The organism is Bythopirellula goksoeyrii, assembly GCF_008065115.1.
Taxonomy (GTDB): Bacteria; Planctomycetota; Planctomycetia; order Pirellulales; family Lacipirellulaceae; genus Bythopirellula; species Bythopirellula goksoeyrii.
The window spans coordinates 6,100,898-6,116,026 of record NZ_CP042913.1 but is presented as its reverse complement, the minus strand read 5'-3'; the positions used below and the strand labels follow the sequence as shown (position 1 = coordinate 6,116,026).

Annotated in this window: 12 protein-coding genes and 1 pseudogene; 10 read left to right on the top strand and 3 right to left on the bottom strand. The window is 53.9% G+C overall.

Annotation, left to right across the window (positions count from 1 at the left end):
• Window positions 1–89 precede the first annotated feature (89 nt).
• Window positions 90–641 (top strand): MOSC domain-containing protein, encoded by a 552-nt coding sequence (locus Pr1d_RS24170; RefSeq protein ID WP_148075928.1) that lies wholly within the window; start codon window positions 90–92, stop codon window positions 639–641.
• A gap of 33 nt (window positions 642–674) precedes the next feature.
• On the opposite strand, the gene Pr1d_RS24165 is transcribed toward Pr1d_RS24170, so the two are convergent.
• Window positions 675–2,150, bottom strand: a complete 1,476-nt coding sequence (locus Pr1d_RS24165; protein ID WP_148075927.1) for a Gfo/Idh/MocA family protein — start codon at window positions 2,148–2,150, stop codon at window positions 675–677.
• Window positions 2,151–2,318: 168 nt separating this feature from the next.
• On the opposite strand from Pr1d_RS24165, the gene Pr1d_RS24160 reads away from it, so the two are divergent.
• On the top strand, window positions 2,319–2,948 hold the full coding sequence (locus Pr1d_RS24160) for a hypothetical protein (RefSeq protein WP_148075926.1): 630 nt from the start codon (window positions 2,319–2,321) through the stop codon (window positions 2,946–2,948).
• Window positions 2,949–3,013: 65 nt separating this feature from the next.
• Here the strand turns inward: Pr1d_RS24160 and Pr1d_RS24155 are convergent, their stop codons facing one another.
• Window positions 3,014–3,550 (bottom strand): gamma carbonic anhydrase family protein, encoded by a 537-nt coding sequence (locus tag Pr1d_RS24155; protein WP_148075925.1) that lies wholly within the window; start codon window positions 3,548–3,550, stop codon window positions 3,014–3,016.
• Between the two features lie 200 nt (window positions 3,551–3,750).
• Here Pr1d_RS24155 and Pr1d_RS24150 point away from each other — a divergent pair, with 200 nt between their 5' ends.
• From Pr1d_RS24150 to Pr1d_RS24120, 7 genes are all read left to right on the top strand, one after another.
• A complete protein-coding gene (locus tag Pr1d_RS24150; protein ID WP_168205463.1) occupies window positions 3,751–4,785 on the top strand; it encodes an N-acetylmuramoyl-L-alanine amidase-like domain-containing protein in 1,035 nt (344 codons plus the stop codon).
• Window positions 4,786–4,863: 78 nt separating this feature from the next.
• On the top strand, window positions 4,864–5,388 hold the full coding sequence (locus Pr1d_RS24145; protein WP_148075923.1) for a nucleoside deaminase: 525 nt from the start codon (window positions 4,864–4,866) through the stop codon (window positions 5,386–5,388).
• A gap of 396 nt (window positions 5,389–5,784) precedes the next feature.
• Window positions 5,785–7,740, top strand: coding sequence for a type IV secretory system conjugative DNA transfer family protein (locus tag Pr1d_RS24140; protein ID WP_148075922.1), 1,956 nt, complete (start codon window positions 5,785–5,787; stop codon window positions 7,738–7,740).
• 390 nt (window positions 7,741–8,130) lie between these two features.
• Window positions 8,131–8,787: a hypothetical protein gene (locus tag Pr1d_RS24135; protein WP_148075921.1), complete on the top strand. Its 657-nt coding sequence runs from the start codon at window positions 8,131–8,133 to the stop codon at window positions 8,785–8,787.
• Between the two features lie 460 nt (window positions 8,788–9,247).
• Window positions 9,248–11,365 (top strand): right-handed parallel beta-helix repeat-containing protein, encoded by a 2,118-nt coding sequence (locus Pr1d_RS24130; RefSeq protein WP_148075920.1) that lies wholly within the window; start codon window positions 9,248–9,250, stop codon window positions 11,363–11,365.
• A gap of 437 nt (window positions 11,366–11,802) precedes the next feature.
• Window positions 11,803–12,048: a type II toxin-antitoxin system Phd/YefM family antitoxin gene (locus Pr1d_RS24125; RefSeq protein ID WP_148075919.1), complete on the top strand. Its 246-nt coding sequence runs from the start codon at window positions 11,803–11,805 to the stop codon at window positions 12,046–12,048.
• Entirely contained in the window at window positions 12,045–12,467 is a 423-nt protein-coding gene (locus tag Pr1d_RS24120; RefSeq protein WP_148075918.1) for a type II toxin-antitoxin system VapC family toxin, read from the top strand. Before Pr1d_RS24125 ends, Pr1d_RS24120 begins: the two co-directional genes overlap by 4 nt.
• Window positions 12,468–12,631: 164 nt before the next feature.
• Here Pr1d_RS24120 and Pr1d_RS24115 read toward each other — a convergent pair.
• Window positions 12,632–12,957 (bottom strand): annotated as a pseudogene (locus tag Pr1d_RS24115) (DUF2200 domain-containing protein).
• An 801-nt stretch (window positions 12,958–13,758) separates the two neighbouring features.
• On the opposite strand from Pr1d_RS24115, the gene Pr1d_RS24110 reads away from it, so the two are divergent.
• Complete coding sequence (locus Pr1d_RS24110; RefSeq protein WP_148075917.1) at window positions 13,759–14,493, top strand: helix-turn-helix domain-containing protein; 735 nt, start codon at window positions 13,759–13,761, stop codon at window positions 14,491–14,493.
• The last annotated feature ends 636 nt before the right edge of the window (window positions 14,494–15,129 follow it).

Below are 15,129 nucleotides of genomic sequence, written 5' to 3'. Positions count from 1 at the left end.
TGTCATCCTGTAAGCGAGCCGGGTCGTCCTCGACCCCGGCAATGATCGAGGGCGAGGACGCCCCGGCTCGCCTAATGGAGATTCTCACTATGCATCAAACCTTGCACCTAACCCTCGACGAAATGGAATCGCAGCTCGAGCATATCCGCCAATCCCCTTCCGACAACGGCGTGCTGGAGATGATCGTCTGCCGCCCCGATGTCGACCAGAGACAAATGCTGTTCGAAGCGAAAGTCGACCCCGAGCAAGGTTTGCTCGGCGATAGCTGGCTCACCCGCGGCGACTACCGCGGGGGACCGGCAAATGCCGACACTCAGATCAACGTCATGAACAGTCGTGTGATTTCGCTCTTGGCGCAGGACCGCGAGCGGTGGCAACTCGCTGGGGATCAACTCTATGTCGACTTCGATTTGAGCGACGAGAATCTCCCCGTTGGTTCGAAGCTCACCATCGGCTCGGCCGTGCTGGAAGTGACTGCCGAGCCCCACACCGGCTGCAAGAAATTCGCTCAGCGCTTCGGCCCCGATGCGACCAAGTTTGTAAATTCCCCTGAAGGCAAGCGGCTGCACCTCCGTGGCATCAACGCCCGCGTGGTCCAAGGGGGCACCGTGCGCACCGGCGACACCATCCGCAAGCTCTAGCCAACCGCTTGCGGCTTAGCGATCCCCTCGCGTTCAAACTTCCTTCACCACAAACTCGCCACGTCCAAGAGTACGCAAGTATTGATTCGCCACTTCGGCGTGTTCACCTGTGAACTGCTCACTTGCTGAGTCGAATGTGAGTACGGGACCCAGGGTAAGTTCGAGAGCATCAATGCCTTGTTGGTTGTTGGCTGCCACTTGGCTGAGTTGCTCTAGGATCGTAGCCGCCGCGGCAGAGAGCCTAGCGTCCGCCCCAAGTTGTTCAACCAAGACGCTAGGATCTGTTGAATCACTTGTCGCCGTTTCCTGGGCAGCGCGGTAGGCATAATTCGCTAGTGTGCACCAAGCCGTCGAGTGGTGTCCTTCGTTCACGGGCCCGTTAAGTGAGTCTGGCGAATTGTTTCGGATCGCTTCAATGAAGTTTACCTGATGGGCGCCCATGCCATCGTTCCCGGAAAACTCTTTGATCAGTTTACCTTCGGAGTCGAAGAATTGGGCTTTCCCTCGCTGGCCTTCCAGGCGTCCACCTTCGCAATACGCAATGTATCCACTGCCAGGCCCTGGGCATTTTGGCGCCGATTCGCTGCCGGGCTTGTCTGGAAGATTGGTCAAGGCAATCACCACAGGAATCGTTCCCGTGTCCAAGAGAGCAAAATGCACATTGGGCGTGTTGCCCGCATCGTGCCAGCCGAACCGGCCTCCTGCTGCAATCGCCCGTTGAGGAAAAGCAACAGAATCTTGAAACACATTGTTCCGCACATCATCCAAAATGTGGACGCCCCAGTTGCCCATCTCACCAGCACCGGTGTTCCAATCCCAGTGCCAATCATAGTGCCACTTTTCGCGATAGATTGGCTGATCTTCCGCTGGGCCGAGCCACAGGTTGTAGTCGAGCGTCGCTGGAGGCGCCAGCGGTGCCTCTCGCTTGCCAATCGATGCTCGCACTCCGAAGCGATTCACTCGGACCCACTCGATCGGTCCCAGTAGTTTCTCCTCATGCAATAATTGCTTGAGCTCACCCAGGAAAGGGGCTGAACGCTGTTGCGTGCCGATCTGGCAAATCTTTTTGTACCTGTCCGTCGCGTTGACGACCTGCACTCCTTCCCAATGGGCATTGCACAGCGGCTTCTCGACATAGACATGCTTCCCCGCTTCCATTGCCCACAGCGCTGCCAGACAGTGCCAGTGGTTGCAAGTGGCAATCGCTACGGCATCGATCTCAGCCAGATCGAGCAGACCGCGAAGATCCGAAAATGTCTGGGCATCGGGTACTTTCGCAGACCATTCATCAACGAGCGAACTATCTGGATCACAGATAGCAGCAATCTTCACCCCAGGAACTCGGCCAAAGGCATCAATAAGTTGCCCCCCGCGCCACCCCAAACCGATAACACCCAAATTCACTTGCTCATTGGCACTTGTCGCGCCAAAAGCTCGAGAGCCAAGCGCGAGCGCTCCACCAACCAAAGCCCCTTGTTGCAAAAAATATCGACGAGTAGTAGTTCGCATTAAATCAGGCTTCCCTGGGGCTAGAGGTGAAGAGTTGATTGGACGATTAGTATTGACCTCAATCATCTTACACCCTTTTCTAACGAATTCAAAACCATAAAATGTATATAGTGATCCTGGCACATGGCTGCGGGGGGGATGCCGTTGGCCGCGACAGGAGACGCTTCCATGAGCGGTTATCGATATCTACTCTTCCCTCGTGGGAATCAGCCAACCATTGGCGAAGTGGGAGAACTGCAGAATTACGCTGGCACGCTTTTGGGCCGATTCGCCTACGGCACAGATCGTAAGACCAACAGCCTCGCCATCGCCTTCGAAGCCGACGCTTTCGCACAAGCCCTCCAAACTCACAAAGGCTTTAAAGCGCTCATCCACAAATGGGAACTCCGCGGGGCAACGGTCTGCGAGCATCTTGGTTTTGTGAAAGATTCCCAAGCACTGCGACCAGCCCCCTCGAACCAGTGGTCTCCTAGTCCTCAACACTCAACTCTCTTCCCTCAAACTACTTCCACTGTCACAGCTCAGGAGAAGCTGATCGCTGCCAAAGAACTAGCCGCCCAAGAAGCCCTCGGTCGCTCCCTCTTGGGCGTTCAGCACACCAAGGAACAACACAAGCTCCTGACAAGATTCGCCGGCTGGGTGCTGTATTTCTTTATCGCGGCGGGCTCACTTATGACTATCGTCGCTGGCATCTACACCTATCAACGCTTGCAAGGTGCACCCGGTGAACGTCGCAAAGAAACAATCGAACGCGTCGCCGAAGACGCAATCAACGAACCCCTCGAAGCCCAACGATAACCGCGAGGCAGATCGAATTGTTAGCCGCGATGCGGAGCCCCAGCGCAGCAGAGTGCGTTCCTCCGCTACTCACCGCCAGCCAAATACCGATCCTTCAACCGCACATAATTCCCCGCCGAATAACTGAAGAACTCCCGCTCCACTTCCGTAATCGGTCGCAAGACTTTGCAGGGATTCCCCACATACACAAATCCGCTCTCCAACACTTTCCCCGGCGGCACCAAACACCCCGCCCCGACGATCACCTCGTCTTCAACCACCGCCCCATCATTCACAATCGCCCCAATGCCAATCAGCACCCGATCACCCACCACACAACCATGCAGCACGGCCCGATGGCCAATCACCACGTCGTCGCCAATCGTCAGCGGCCACCCGTCCGGGTTGAATTTGCTCTTGTGCGTGGTGTGTAACACAGAATTATCCTGCACGTTGGAGCGATGCCCCACCTTGATCGGCAGCAAGTCCCCCCGAATCACGGCCCCCGGCCAAACGCTCACATCGTCGCCAAGAGTGACATCGCCGATAACAGTGGCGGCTGAATCTATGTAGACCCGCTCGCCGAGTTGGGGAGAGATATTGTGAACGGAGCGAATAGTCACGGCTTTTCATTCCCAATGCAAGTAACAAGTAAGTAGTTGCTGGTCCCGACAGTATTCTATCGGTACCATAAATGGGAGAGTGAAGCTAGGAACCTCACCCGAGGGGCTCGGACGCAGTTGCGTTCGGGATCAGTAGTAGGTTGAATTGTAAACCTTTAGCAGCAAGTGCGAACTAGTTCAGGAATATCAGGATGGGACGAGTGCTAACTTTTTTAGATATCTTTGCCTTGGTCGCAGGTCTGGTCGCTCTTGTGCCGGGCAGTGAATCGGTGGCCCAGATCAACGAGCAATTCGCCGCCTGCGAGCGACTCGGCCTCGACGCTGACCAAATCGCCAGCCTCCAGGACCAGCCACTCTATGAGTTCACGGAATCTGAGGTCGACACGTATTTAAGATTCCTCAGCGCCACCGAACCTGATCTCCGCCAGCGCATTATCCACCTCGCCCGCAAAAACATCGGTCAGCCTTATGAACTCTACTTGCTTGGCGAGATGCCTTTCGAACCCTACGACCCGCAGCCCATTTACTGCCTGGGTAAAAGCGATTGCGTCGTTTTCGCCGAGCACACGTATGCAATGGCGCTCGCGCAGAACTGGCCCAGCTTCATGAAGATGCTGCAGCGCATTCGATATCGAGATGGCCAACTGGGTGTCACCACCCGCAACCACTATACCGAGGTCGACTGGAACATCTCGAATCGTTGGCTCGTGGAAGATATCACAGCACCACTGGCCGGTGACAAGGCTGTAGACTTCAGTGAAACGATCGATCGCGCCAGATTCTTCAAGAACCGCTACCAGTTGCAGGTGGATGTCCCCGTCGAAAAGCATGAAGACATTTATTTGCCGTATGTCGAGATCGACGAGGCAAAACAGGAATTACAAGACGGCGACTTCGTGAACATCGTCCGGGCGACCGTCAAACCAGACGCCCCGCCCAACGAAACCTTTGGAGGCAGCGTGTTTGTGGGCCATGTGGGACTGATTGCCCACGGCCCCAATGGCGAGGTGCATCTGATCCATTCCACACCGCCACAGGTACGCGAAGAGCCGATCGATGAGTACATTGCCCGTTCGACCGAGGATAATGCCATCAAGGATGCCGCCGGCAAACCGCGCCTCGTAGGATTCAAGTTCCTCCGCCTACGCGAGAAACCACTCGAGCACCTTCAACAAATCGACGGCCCCGCCGCCCCCCGCGTAACACTCCCCTCCGGCAACGAAGCGCAGTTTTGATTGTGTTAGCCGCGTTGCGGAGCGCAGCGCAGCAAAGCGCGAAGTCTCTCACCCCTCACCACCAACCACTATCCCCCCATGACCACGTCGGATGATCTTCAGCACCGTGAGCGGATGATTGCGCTCGTCGAGTTCACCTCGACCTCGTTGGCAACCGAGTTTCCGTCCCCCTTCGGCTCGTCGATCTACGATCTCCAGAGCGGCCAACTAGTGGCTCAGGCTTACGATACGGTCATCCAACATTCCGATCCAACCAATCACGCCGAGATGAACGCCATTCGCCTGGCCACAACCAAGCTCGGCCAACTCTCACTCCACGGCCAAATTCTCTACAGCACCTGCGAGCCGTGCCCGATGTGCATGTCCGCTTGCATCTGGGCCGAATTGGAAACGGTCGTGTTCGGTGCGTCCACCATGGAGGACGCAAACCACTACTGGCCCCAGGCCTCGGACCTCTCCCCCGCCCAACTTGTCACCCACATGCGCCGCGAGCCAAAGTGCCAGATACTCCCCCACGTCGAACGCTCCAGCTGCCAGGAATTATTCCGCCAATGCGACGAAGTCCTCCAGCAACGTAGTCTCCGGTTGCCGCCAAACCGCTAATCACCTTCCACCAACAACCAATCCACACGTTCTCCACACGAGTTGCCTCAGTCGACAATATTCAAGGGACCGATCCTGTCGCTGCGAGGATCGAAATTCTAGATACTTCGATCACCGCCGCAGAATTCGGCCAGAGTTCTGTTTTTCTCGCAGCAATTTTTGAACTCAAAAAACTTTTGGATTTCAAAAAACTATTTGCTTGCAAAAATCTCATCCTCGCTCCATGGTAGGTGATAGGGGAGAATTTCTATGGCCACTTCCTGATTTTTATCAGGGCGGTGTCCTTTTGTGACACGCATCAGTGGCGGACGGAGCTGTCTTCATTGAGTTCGCAGTCGTGGTACGGCTGCATGTTCACTCAACTTTTTGTCTTCTTTATGGAAAGCCGAGACTACAATGACCCTGTTTAGTAATGAGCCGAATTGTGAACAAGAGGATTCCAACGACGAATTTGTTTTCGACCCCACGGACCCGCATGTGATGCGGTCCCAATCACGGTCGGAGGTCCCTCCGGAGGACTATTGCGGCTATATTTCGGGAACCCGACACCCTACGCCGGCCGATATTTCGGCTTATACCTCCCCAGCAGAACCTGGTGCTATTCTGCTCCCTGCTACGATTCCCCTTCTGAATACCCAGCCCCGTGACCCCCTCTCCCGCGAGCCGATCTATGGAGTAGACCTCGTGTTACAAACGCAGGAGCGGGCAACGCATACGATGGTCTTGGGGGTCACCGGTGCGGGCAAGAATACGCAGGTAATCGACCCGTTGCGGTATTCCGCGATTTCTGACCCGCACCAGAGTGTGATCACGTTCTCCTTAAAGTCATCGGATTATGGCCCCATCGCCCAGCTGTGTCGGCAGACCAACAAGCAGCTGGTGGTGATAAATCTCAATAATTCCTGGCGAAGCGTGGGTTGGAATCCCCTTGCTACCAAAGACAAAAACGAGGCATTCGCGCGGATCAGCCGCTTTGCCGACTCGGTAAAGAACCCCCATTCCCGAGATTCCGAGTTCTGGACCCAGTGGATCAAGACGGCGCTCAAAGGGGCCTGGGATGCTGGGTACCGTTCTTTTCCTGCCATGTTCAACCTTTTTTCACTTTCCTTCCAAGAATTGCTAAGTGAGCTGCGCGGACACCAAAATCCAAGTTCTCGACAACTGGCGAATTTTCTGACCGGCAGTTCCGGCAATGCTGAGACGGTGTTGGCGTCGATTATCGGGGCCCTGAGTTCGTTTCTCTCTGAAAGCGCGATGCGAGTGATGTCGCGAGACGATTTGAAATTGGATCGACTCTTCAAGGAACCCGTCTGTCTGCTTATCGAAATGCCGGAAACGAGTCTCGAAACCCAGCGGGTGCTGTACCAGATGTTGGCGCTCAGTGTGACGGACGAACTCATCAACACGGCCGAGCGGTCGGCGAATCGAAAGGTGGATGCTACGATCTTCTACGACGACATGCCCTCCTTGGGGTATCTGCTTTCGCCGGAACGGTTGATGACCATGCGTTCCCGCGGAATCGGGATCGTAGCAGGTGTGCAGACTATCTCTTCGCTGGAACTTGCGTACGGTCCCAGTTGTCGGGCGCTGATGGACAATTTTTCCAACAAGATCGTTCTCCCGGGTGGCCCGGCTTGCGATGCCGACTACTTTTCCCACGCGAGTGGGGAACAAATGGTTTCGCTTCCTTGCTACGAAGGAGAGAATTCCTCATTCTGCACTCGACCGCTAACATCTTCGGCGTCGATTCGCTCTCCAAACTACTCGCACCCTCTCTTTGGTCGACCTGCCACATTGATGTTTGGATCGCTCTCATTTCAGGCCTATTTGCAGAAATCCTATGAGCTGCGCCCGATTGCTGCCCTCCTGCGCACTACCCGAGCAATCACGGGTCATGAACGATTACGGACTAGGCAGTTGCCTATGCCTAGGTTCAAACAGGTGAAGCCGGCTGCTAACTCAGGCGACACGGAAGAGAAAAGTTTCATGGATGTCAGCAACTGGAGTGAGCAGCGAATCCGAGTCACACTGGAAGAAGTTAGGAAAACGATCGACTGGGACAACACAACGGGTTCCGCCAGAAAATGGTGGAAGGCATTTGAGGAGGATAATGCGAATAAGTTGCCTATGGTCCTGCGCTTGGCGGAAGAGCTGAAGGCTCGCAAAGCAACGATCACGGAGTTTTTCTTGAGCTATGTCTACAGCAATACGGATAACATTCAAGCCAATTTGCACTACCTCGACTACACTCGTGTGAAGAAGAAGGATCAAGAAGCGAAGAAGCGCAAGCGGGCCGAAGAATCCACTGAAGACGTTCCGCCCCCATCGGAATCAGGGTCCGCGCTATTTTAGGGACAAGCACAATCGAAGGCGAAGCACTTGGCGAAAGGCTCCGCACTGAATTACCAACAGGCCTTTACGGCAATTGAGCCTGCGACAGCAAATCAAGTGCTCTCCGAATCGGTGGCTGTCTCAATTGCCCAATATGCTTGCGAGAGAACAGGTTGAAGGCTCACGGAGTTCTTAGCCTTAGCGAAAAATGCCTGTCCTTTCCGTCCTTTCCGTCTTCGGCCACGCACCATCCAAAAATTCCTTGCTTCCCCCTCAGCCCACCATTAGAATCGAGTCTCGCCCGTATGGATGGTTTCATCGGATGTCCAGCGATTCCCAGCAGCCGCCTGCAAATAATGATGCGTCGTTCCCCGGGGTCCCTCAGCGTAGTCCGCCACTGGAGAAAGTACCATGATTCGCATTTTGCGCCGCATCTTGCTTGTCTTCGTTAGTGTGATAGTCCTGACCATTGCAACGCCTCCCACTGCCAGCGGTGGCGTTGCCATCGATTCGGTGCTTTTGGAAAGTGAGGCGGTTGCTGGCGAGGATATGGACTCGTTCTCGGAAACGGAGTTTGGTTTTTACAACGCTATTGCGTCTTTTAGTGTTGGTATTGGGGAAGATTATCTTGCATCAGGCGTCGTGTCTGCCGATTTCTATCAAAGTCCCTTGGGCCCCACGCTGGGAGTTCAACTGGACGCACTGGCAACGGCGTTTACACGACCTGGATCGAGTTATTCTGCCAGTGTTTCGGCTTCCGCGGCCATTAGCTTTAGTACGAACATTGATTCCACACTCTTTATTCCTGAGCCGACCGTGGGAGTTATCCTCACGCGAGTGTCTGATAGTTTGCCTGTAGATTTAATCGACGGTGCGTTTCTGTCGGCGGGAAGTTATCAGCTCTTCGCAGAGATATACGCCTCCCCAAATCCAGACGGTGAAAGTACAGACTCCGCCACGGGTCTGATCACACTTCGCTTGATTCCCGAACCGAAAGCAGGGGTAATGCTGGTGCTCTTTGGAATGATATTCTTTTCCCAGCGTCCCCCCGCCGGGTGCGACTGTTGACTTGCTCAGTAGTGCTTCCCGCTCGCCCAAGCCAAGAAGTTATAGCTAGTCGCTTTATCTCTGAGAATCATCCACGCAGGCACTCGAAGAAACTACCATCAGTTTCAAACGAACCATTATTGAAACAAATTGCACTGGCACAATCGAAGTCGAAGCACTTGGACAAAGGTTCCAAAAGACTTTGGGGCAATTGAGCCTGCGACAGCAAATCAAGTGCTCTCCGAATCGTGGCTGTCTCAATTGCCCAATATGCTTGCGAAAAAATAGGTTGAAGGCTCGCTGAGATTTTTAGCCCAAGCGAAGCATGCTTAGTATCTTCCCGTCTCCTTCAATCGCGACAATCTTCTTTTTGCAATAGTCCGAGATCACACTATAATGGCTCTCAAGGCTTCTCCTCTCGACTAGTGCCTCCGATGCGTCGTGCTTCCAATTCAATAGCAATTGACTGCAAGCACATCAAATGAAACATGAAAGAATGTTCTCGCGGCCCACTTCAAACGATCTCCTTCTTCACATCGAATCGCTCGAAGACCGCCGGATGCTGGCTGTCTTGACAGTCCAGAATAATCTCGACGACTCGCTGGCCAACCTCGCAGGTGACGGACAGCTCAGCTTGCGTGAGGCGATCGAGATCGCCAACAACCCTGGCACGGTCATCGATGGCTTTGTGAGCAACGACGTTGCTGATGATATCCGGTTCGATTTCGGCCACGACGGGCCTGAAATTATTTTGCTCAAAGATGGCGAACTTGCAATCACCTCCGAGTTATCCATCACCGGCGACGGTCCACAACTGCTCACGATAAGTGCTGGTAACGGCCGCGATCAGACTTTCAACACGCAGGATGGGTCTCGTGTTCTGCAGGTCGACGATGGAAATGACGCGACTTGGATTACTGTTCAGATATCCGGTGTCACCCTGACCGGCGGTGACTTGGAGTATGGAACGGATTACCGTGATGACTCCGGAGGAGCGATTTCTAATCGCGAGCACCTGACCGTTGCGGACTGCTCACTCTTAGGCAATGCTTCCCCGAGCTACGGCGGTGCCCTTTTTAACGAGAAGGGCTCGCTGACGATCACCAACAGCACCATCACCGGCAATGTTGGAGGAGAAGGTGGAGGGATCGCGAACGAAACATCGGATGCCGCAGGCATGGCTCTTGGCTCTGTGTCGATCATTGACAGTACCGTCAGTGGAAACACGAGTTGGGGAGTTTTTAATTATGGTCTGGCATCGATCACGAACACGAATATTACCAACCATACTGAAGGAAGTGGTATCTTCAATGGCGAAGCCGCGACCCTGAATATCTTGAGCAGTACCCTCAGTGAAAATCACGCCAGCAACGGTGGCGGGCTCACCAATCGAGGCCAGGCAACGATCACCGATAGCTCAATCATCGGGAATCGAGCTGACGGTAGCGGAGGCGGGATCAACCAATTTAGTCGCAATCCGAACGTCAGCTCGTTGACGCTCCTGCGAACGACGATTGCCGAGAATCATGCCAGCTCCGGCGGAGGCATTGCCAACGACAACGGCATGGTCACGATCACTGGCAGCACGATTAGCAACAATGATGCAGATTCGGGAGGTATCGGAAACGGCGGGGGAATTTACAGCAGAGGCGACGTTGCACTGAGCATTAGCCATAGCACCATCACCGGCAATTCAGCCAATAGTGGCGGAGGAATCCACACGTTCAGTGCACAGGCGGTACAGCTTCATCATTCGATCGTGGCGCAGAATGACTCCAATTTCGGTGATATTCATGCTTATGTAAACGGATCCTTTAACCTGATTGGGGATGGCAAAGCCCTTACCGGCATTACCCATGACATGAATGGAAATCGAATCGGGACACAGGTAAATCCCATCGACGCATTACTCGGCCCACTAGCTAACAACGGCGGCCCAACGAAAACACACGCCCTGTTGCCAGATAGTCCGGCGATTGATGCGGGTGACCCGTCGATTCTCTTCGACGCGAATGAGTTCGATCAGCGTGGCGATCCTTTCACCCGAGTGGCCATTGGAGTCCTTTCAGGGGTTACACCCACGCCGCGGATCGACATCGGCAGCTACGAAGCCCAAGCCCCACCCTCGGCGGATTTCAACAACGACTTGCGGGTTGACGGCAGAGACTTCCTGAATTGGCAACGCGCGTTTGGCCAAAGCGGTGCTGCTGCAGCCGGGGGAGACAGCGACCACGACGGCGACGCCGATCTGAGCGACCTGGCTGCCTGGCAATTGAGCTACGGCGAGACAATTATCCTTCCTCCGCAAACCGCCGCCGTTGCTTCAGAAGAAGCTGAGACTTCTGCAAAAGTCAGTACGGTCGATGCGGCACTGAGCCTGGACATGTTCGAAGAAGTCACAGAAGTTGAAAGCTTGTGGCGCGACGAGTCGCTAAGGATTGAAGAGCCGCGCGACGCTGTCTTCGACCGCTACGAATCCCTCCCGAGAGAAGTGCGCCATTTCTCGGCCACCCATAACGATGCTCCGGAAGAAAGCAGCGAGGACGAAGCGACAACTGCATTGCTTTCAGCTGTTTTCACCAGGGCATTTTCAGATTAAGAGTCTAACTCAATACCCTCCCTCCGGGAGGGTCGGCCTCTCAGGGCCGGGGAGGGCAATGGAACTGGCACAATCGAAGTCAAAGTACTTGGACAATTGTTCCACACTTATCAACCAAAAGACTTTGGGGCAATCGAGCCTGCGACAGCAAATCAAGTGCTCTCCGAATCGAGACTGTCTCAATTGCCTAAAATGCTTGCCAGAGAACAGGTTGAAGACTCACTGAGATCTTACCCTAAGAGAAAAATGCGTGTTCTTTCCGCCCCAGTACCGATGGTCCTAGAATCCCTCCACGGTCGCTACCAAAGAGAGGCTGCTGCAGGTGAGAATTTACTATAAAAGCCGCGTCGAGGCCCCCTCGAAAGCAAAATGTCTTCTTGACTTCTTTCTCGACATAAGCCATAATTTGACTAGTTTAACTAGTCAAGGAGAGTTCCATGTCCCTATCCCATTGGAGCATTGCCGACGCCAAGAGCAAGCTTAGCGAGGTGCTCAATTTGGCTCAGCAGCAGCCCCAGATCATCACGCGCCGCAACCGTCAGTACGTTGTACTCGATGGCGACGAATACCAACGTCTGAAGGGAAAAACTCCGAGCCTCAAACAACTCATCTTGCACGGCCCGAGCCTCGAAGGTGTCAAACTAGAGCGAGATCAGTCGCCCGGTAGGGAGATTGAGCTTTGAGAGCCCTTGTCGATACCTGTGTCCTGTCAGAAGTGCAACGACGGCAGGGAAACCCTCAGGTTCGCAAGCGATTTGAAACGTTTGCCGACGAAAACATCTTTCTCAGTGTGCTCACACTCGGTGAGCTTAAGAAGGGGATCGATAGGCTGAAGACGAGTGCCAGGAAGCGTGCGCTCGCAGACTGGTTAAACCAACTTGCACGCTCCGCGCAACCCCGCATCCTGACTGTCGATCGAGAGACGGCCCTGATCTGGGGGGAGATTACCGCCAAGGCCGAAAAGAAAGGCAAGCCCCTCCCTGCAGTGGACGGCCTGATCGCCGCGACCGCACTGCGGCACGGACTCCATTTGATGACGCGCAACGTCGCTCATTTCGAGTCAACTGGCGTCCTCCTCATCAATCCATGGGATGACGATTGAGGTTGCAAAGCATCTTGAACCCACGATGCGAAGCGAGAACTGAGACTCGCGAGACACACATCTTATGATGCCCCTCACAGGACTGACGCAATTGCCCTTCCCAGAGCTACTAAACCAGCAGAAACGCCCATGGCAGCCCTTGCATAGGGGACTTTCATCTTCCGTCACTCGGTACGCAATATTTTTTCCATCTTGCGACCCTTGGCTAACTCGTCCACGAGCTTGTCCAGGTAGCGGACCTGCTGCGTGAGTGGATTCTCAATCTCTTCCACTCGGTAACCACAGATGACCCCAGTGATGAGGTGCGCATGGGGGTTCAATTTTGCCTGTTTGAAGAATTGCTCAAAAGTCACCTGCTTCTCAATCAATTTTTCAGTTTTGCCTCACCAAAACCCGTGAGCCACTCGATCACCTGATGGAGTTCTTCTCGGGTGCGGCCCTTCTTCTCAACCTTGGCGAGATAGTGAGGATAGACCGACGCGAAGGTCATTTTTGCAATTCGTTCATCGTGGTGGCTGGTGCTTTTCATGGTTTGTGACTCACTCCAAAAAAGATTTTAACGCAGAGGCGCCGAGTCGCAGAGAAGATATGAGAGAGGATTCTCATTCTTTCCTCTGTGCCTCTGCGTTCTCTGCGTTAAAAACCATTCTTGCGATGCCCAAAGATTCTGATCGATACTCTTGGAAGAATACCCTAAACCCCTCCCCGGCCGCTACCGCGTCCGACCCTCCCGGAGGGAGGGTGGTTTTAGATTACCTTCCCTCTGGGAGGGTCGGACGCGGTAGCGGCCGGGGAACGTAAGGAGGGTAAAGGAACTGTCACAATCGAAGTCGAAGCAATTGGCCAATTGTTCCACACTTATCAAGCAAAAGACTTTGGGGCAATCGCGCCTGCGACAGCAAATCAAGTGCTCTCCGAATCGTGGCTGTCTCAATTGCCAAAATTGCTCGCGAGAGAACAGGTTGAAGGCTCACTGAGTTCTTACCCTAAGCGAAAACGCCTAGCGAAAAATGCCTGTCCTTTCCGTCTAGTTACCTTGATTTCATACCTAGTTCAACTGTCGATGAAAAAATAGAAGCTCAGCGGGTGAGCTTCGGCACGACCACTGATAATTCGCTGGAGCAGAGGGATACTCTTCTTTCTAATCTGACTCAATATGCTTATGTTGTGATGCCAGGAGTAGCTACTTCGTCTAGGATGCGTATCCTGTTTGCCCCTAAAGAAACCGGGCATGAAATGCGATTGCGTGAGAACGAATATTATGGCACTCAGCAAGGTTTAGCGCGCCTCAATGGATGACCCAATCGGAAAAGAGATCGAGGCCGCCGCGCGAGCAATCGCGACGATGCTTCGATCAACTATTACTCAAACCATACGTGAATTTCTCGCCGAAAACGGTGCTTCGAGGTCGAACCCTCGTCAAGGCGATTTCGCGTCCGTAGACAATCACACATGCAAGCTCTACACCGGAGATGAAGTTGCAGATCTATTAGGCGTGAGTCGACGCCATGTGCACTCACTAACCAAGAACGGCAAGTTGCCGAGTGTTCGCCTTGGAACGCGGGTACGTTATCGTCAATCTACTCTCGCGGAGTGGCTGGCTCAGCAAGAAGCTACACCGCAGCAGGCACGGCATGAGCGGACCACTTCGAATGTCCGGAAGACAACCTCCGCGTCGAAAAGCCGTACGGTGAAGGAACTCGCTCGGAAAAGCAATGCGAAGGCAGACTGTTCCTCGAAGTCAAACCCGCGAGGCAAGCCGCAGCAAGCGGATAACAGCGCAAAGGAATTCGTCGGCGGCTTGCAAATATTAGCTAGGTCGCTAGGTGTTGATTACGAATCCCTTCCACGTATGACTAACGGTGACATACGGCGCATCGCCGACGTAGAAATTGCTATCCTCCATGGCTGGCAGTATCTTGGACGAGAACTGCCGCCAGAAGCCTTGGAGAACGTTACCAAGTGGTTGAGGAATCAAGGCAGCAAATCTAGCAACAAAGAACAGGGGGAGAATCCTTCTTCCTGATCCTACTTGGTTAACTCAAGTCGTTGCGATTCCAAGAGCTACCAAACCAGCAGAGACACATTTCTTCTTTGGCACTAACTTAGCCCGTGAAGGGATGGACCGGATGGCAAGCTTGCACGTCGGGACGGCATATCGAAGGTTTTGGCAGCCCGTCACTGCACACCGCTCAACTGTTAAGAATAGACGCTCGGCCCGATGCAATTTCTTCAGGTTTATACGTGGTGACTTGCACGCACCGGACAAAATCTTTGTCGTTGAATGTCACAAACTCGGATAAGCCGTAGGCTCGGAAAAGGGGCTCAAAGATTAAGCCACTGATTTCCACTGATGAGACACGGATAAAGAAACGCACGAGCATCATCCGTGCATTTCCGTGACCATCCGTGGCTAACACTCCCCCACATGCCGCCAGTACTATTCAACAGAGCGCGTAGAGCTTGTTCGCGACCTACAAACCCCGTCCCTCTTCTCACATCTCGCGCCTCGAAACTCAAAACTTCTCCTAACTTCTCCTAACTTTCCTATAGAAATTGGGCCACCCGGTTAGGTAAACTGCGAGCCGGGAGTCAAGCGCTTAGATTTCGATTGATGGCTGCAAGCACATCCGTTCCGTGAATTCCCTGTCCCCAATCCGAC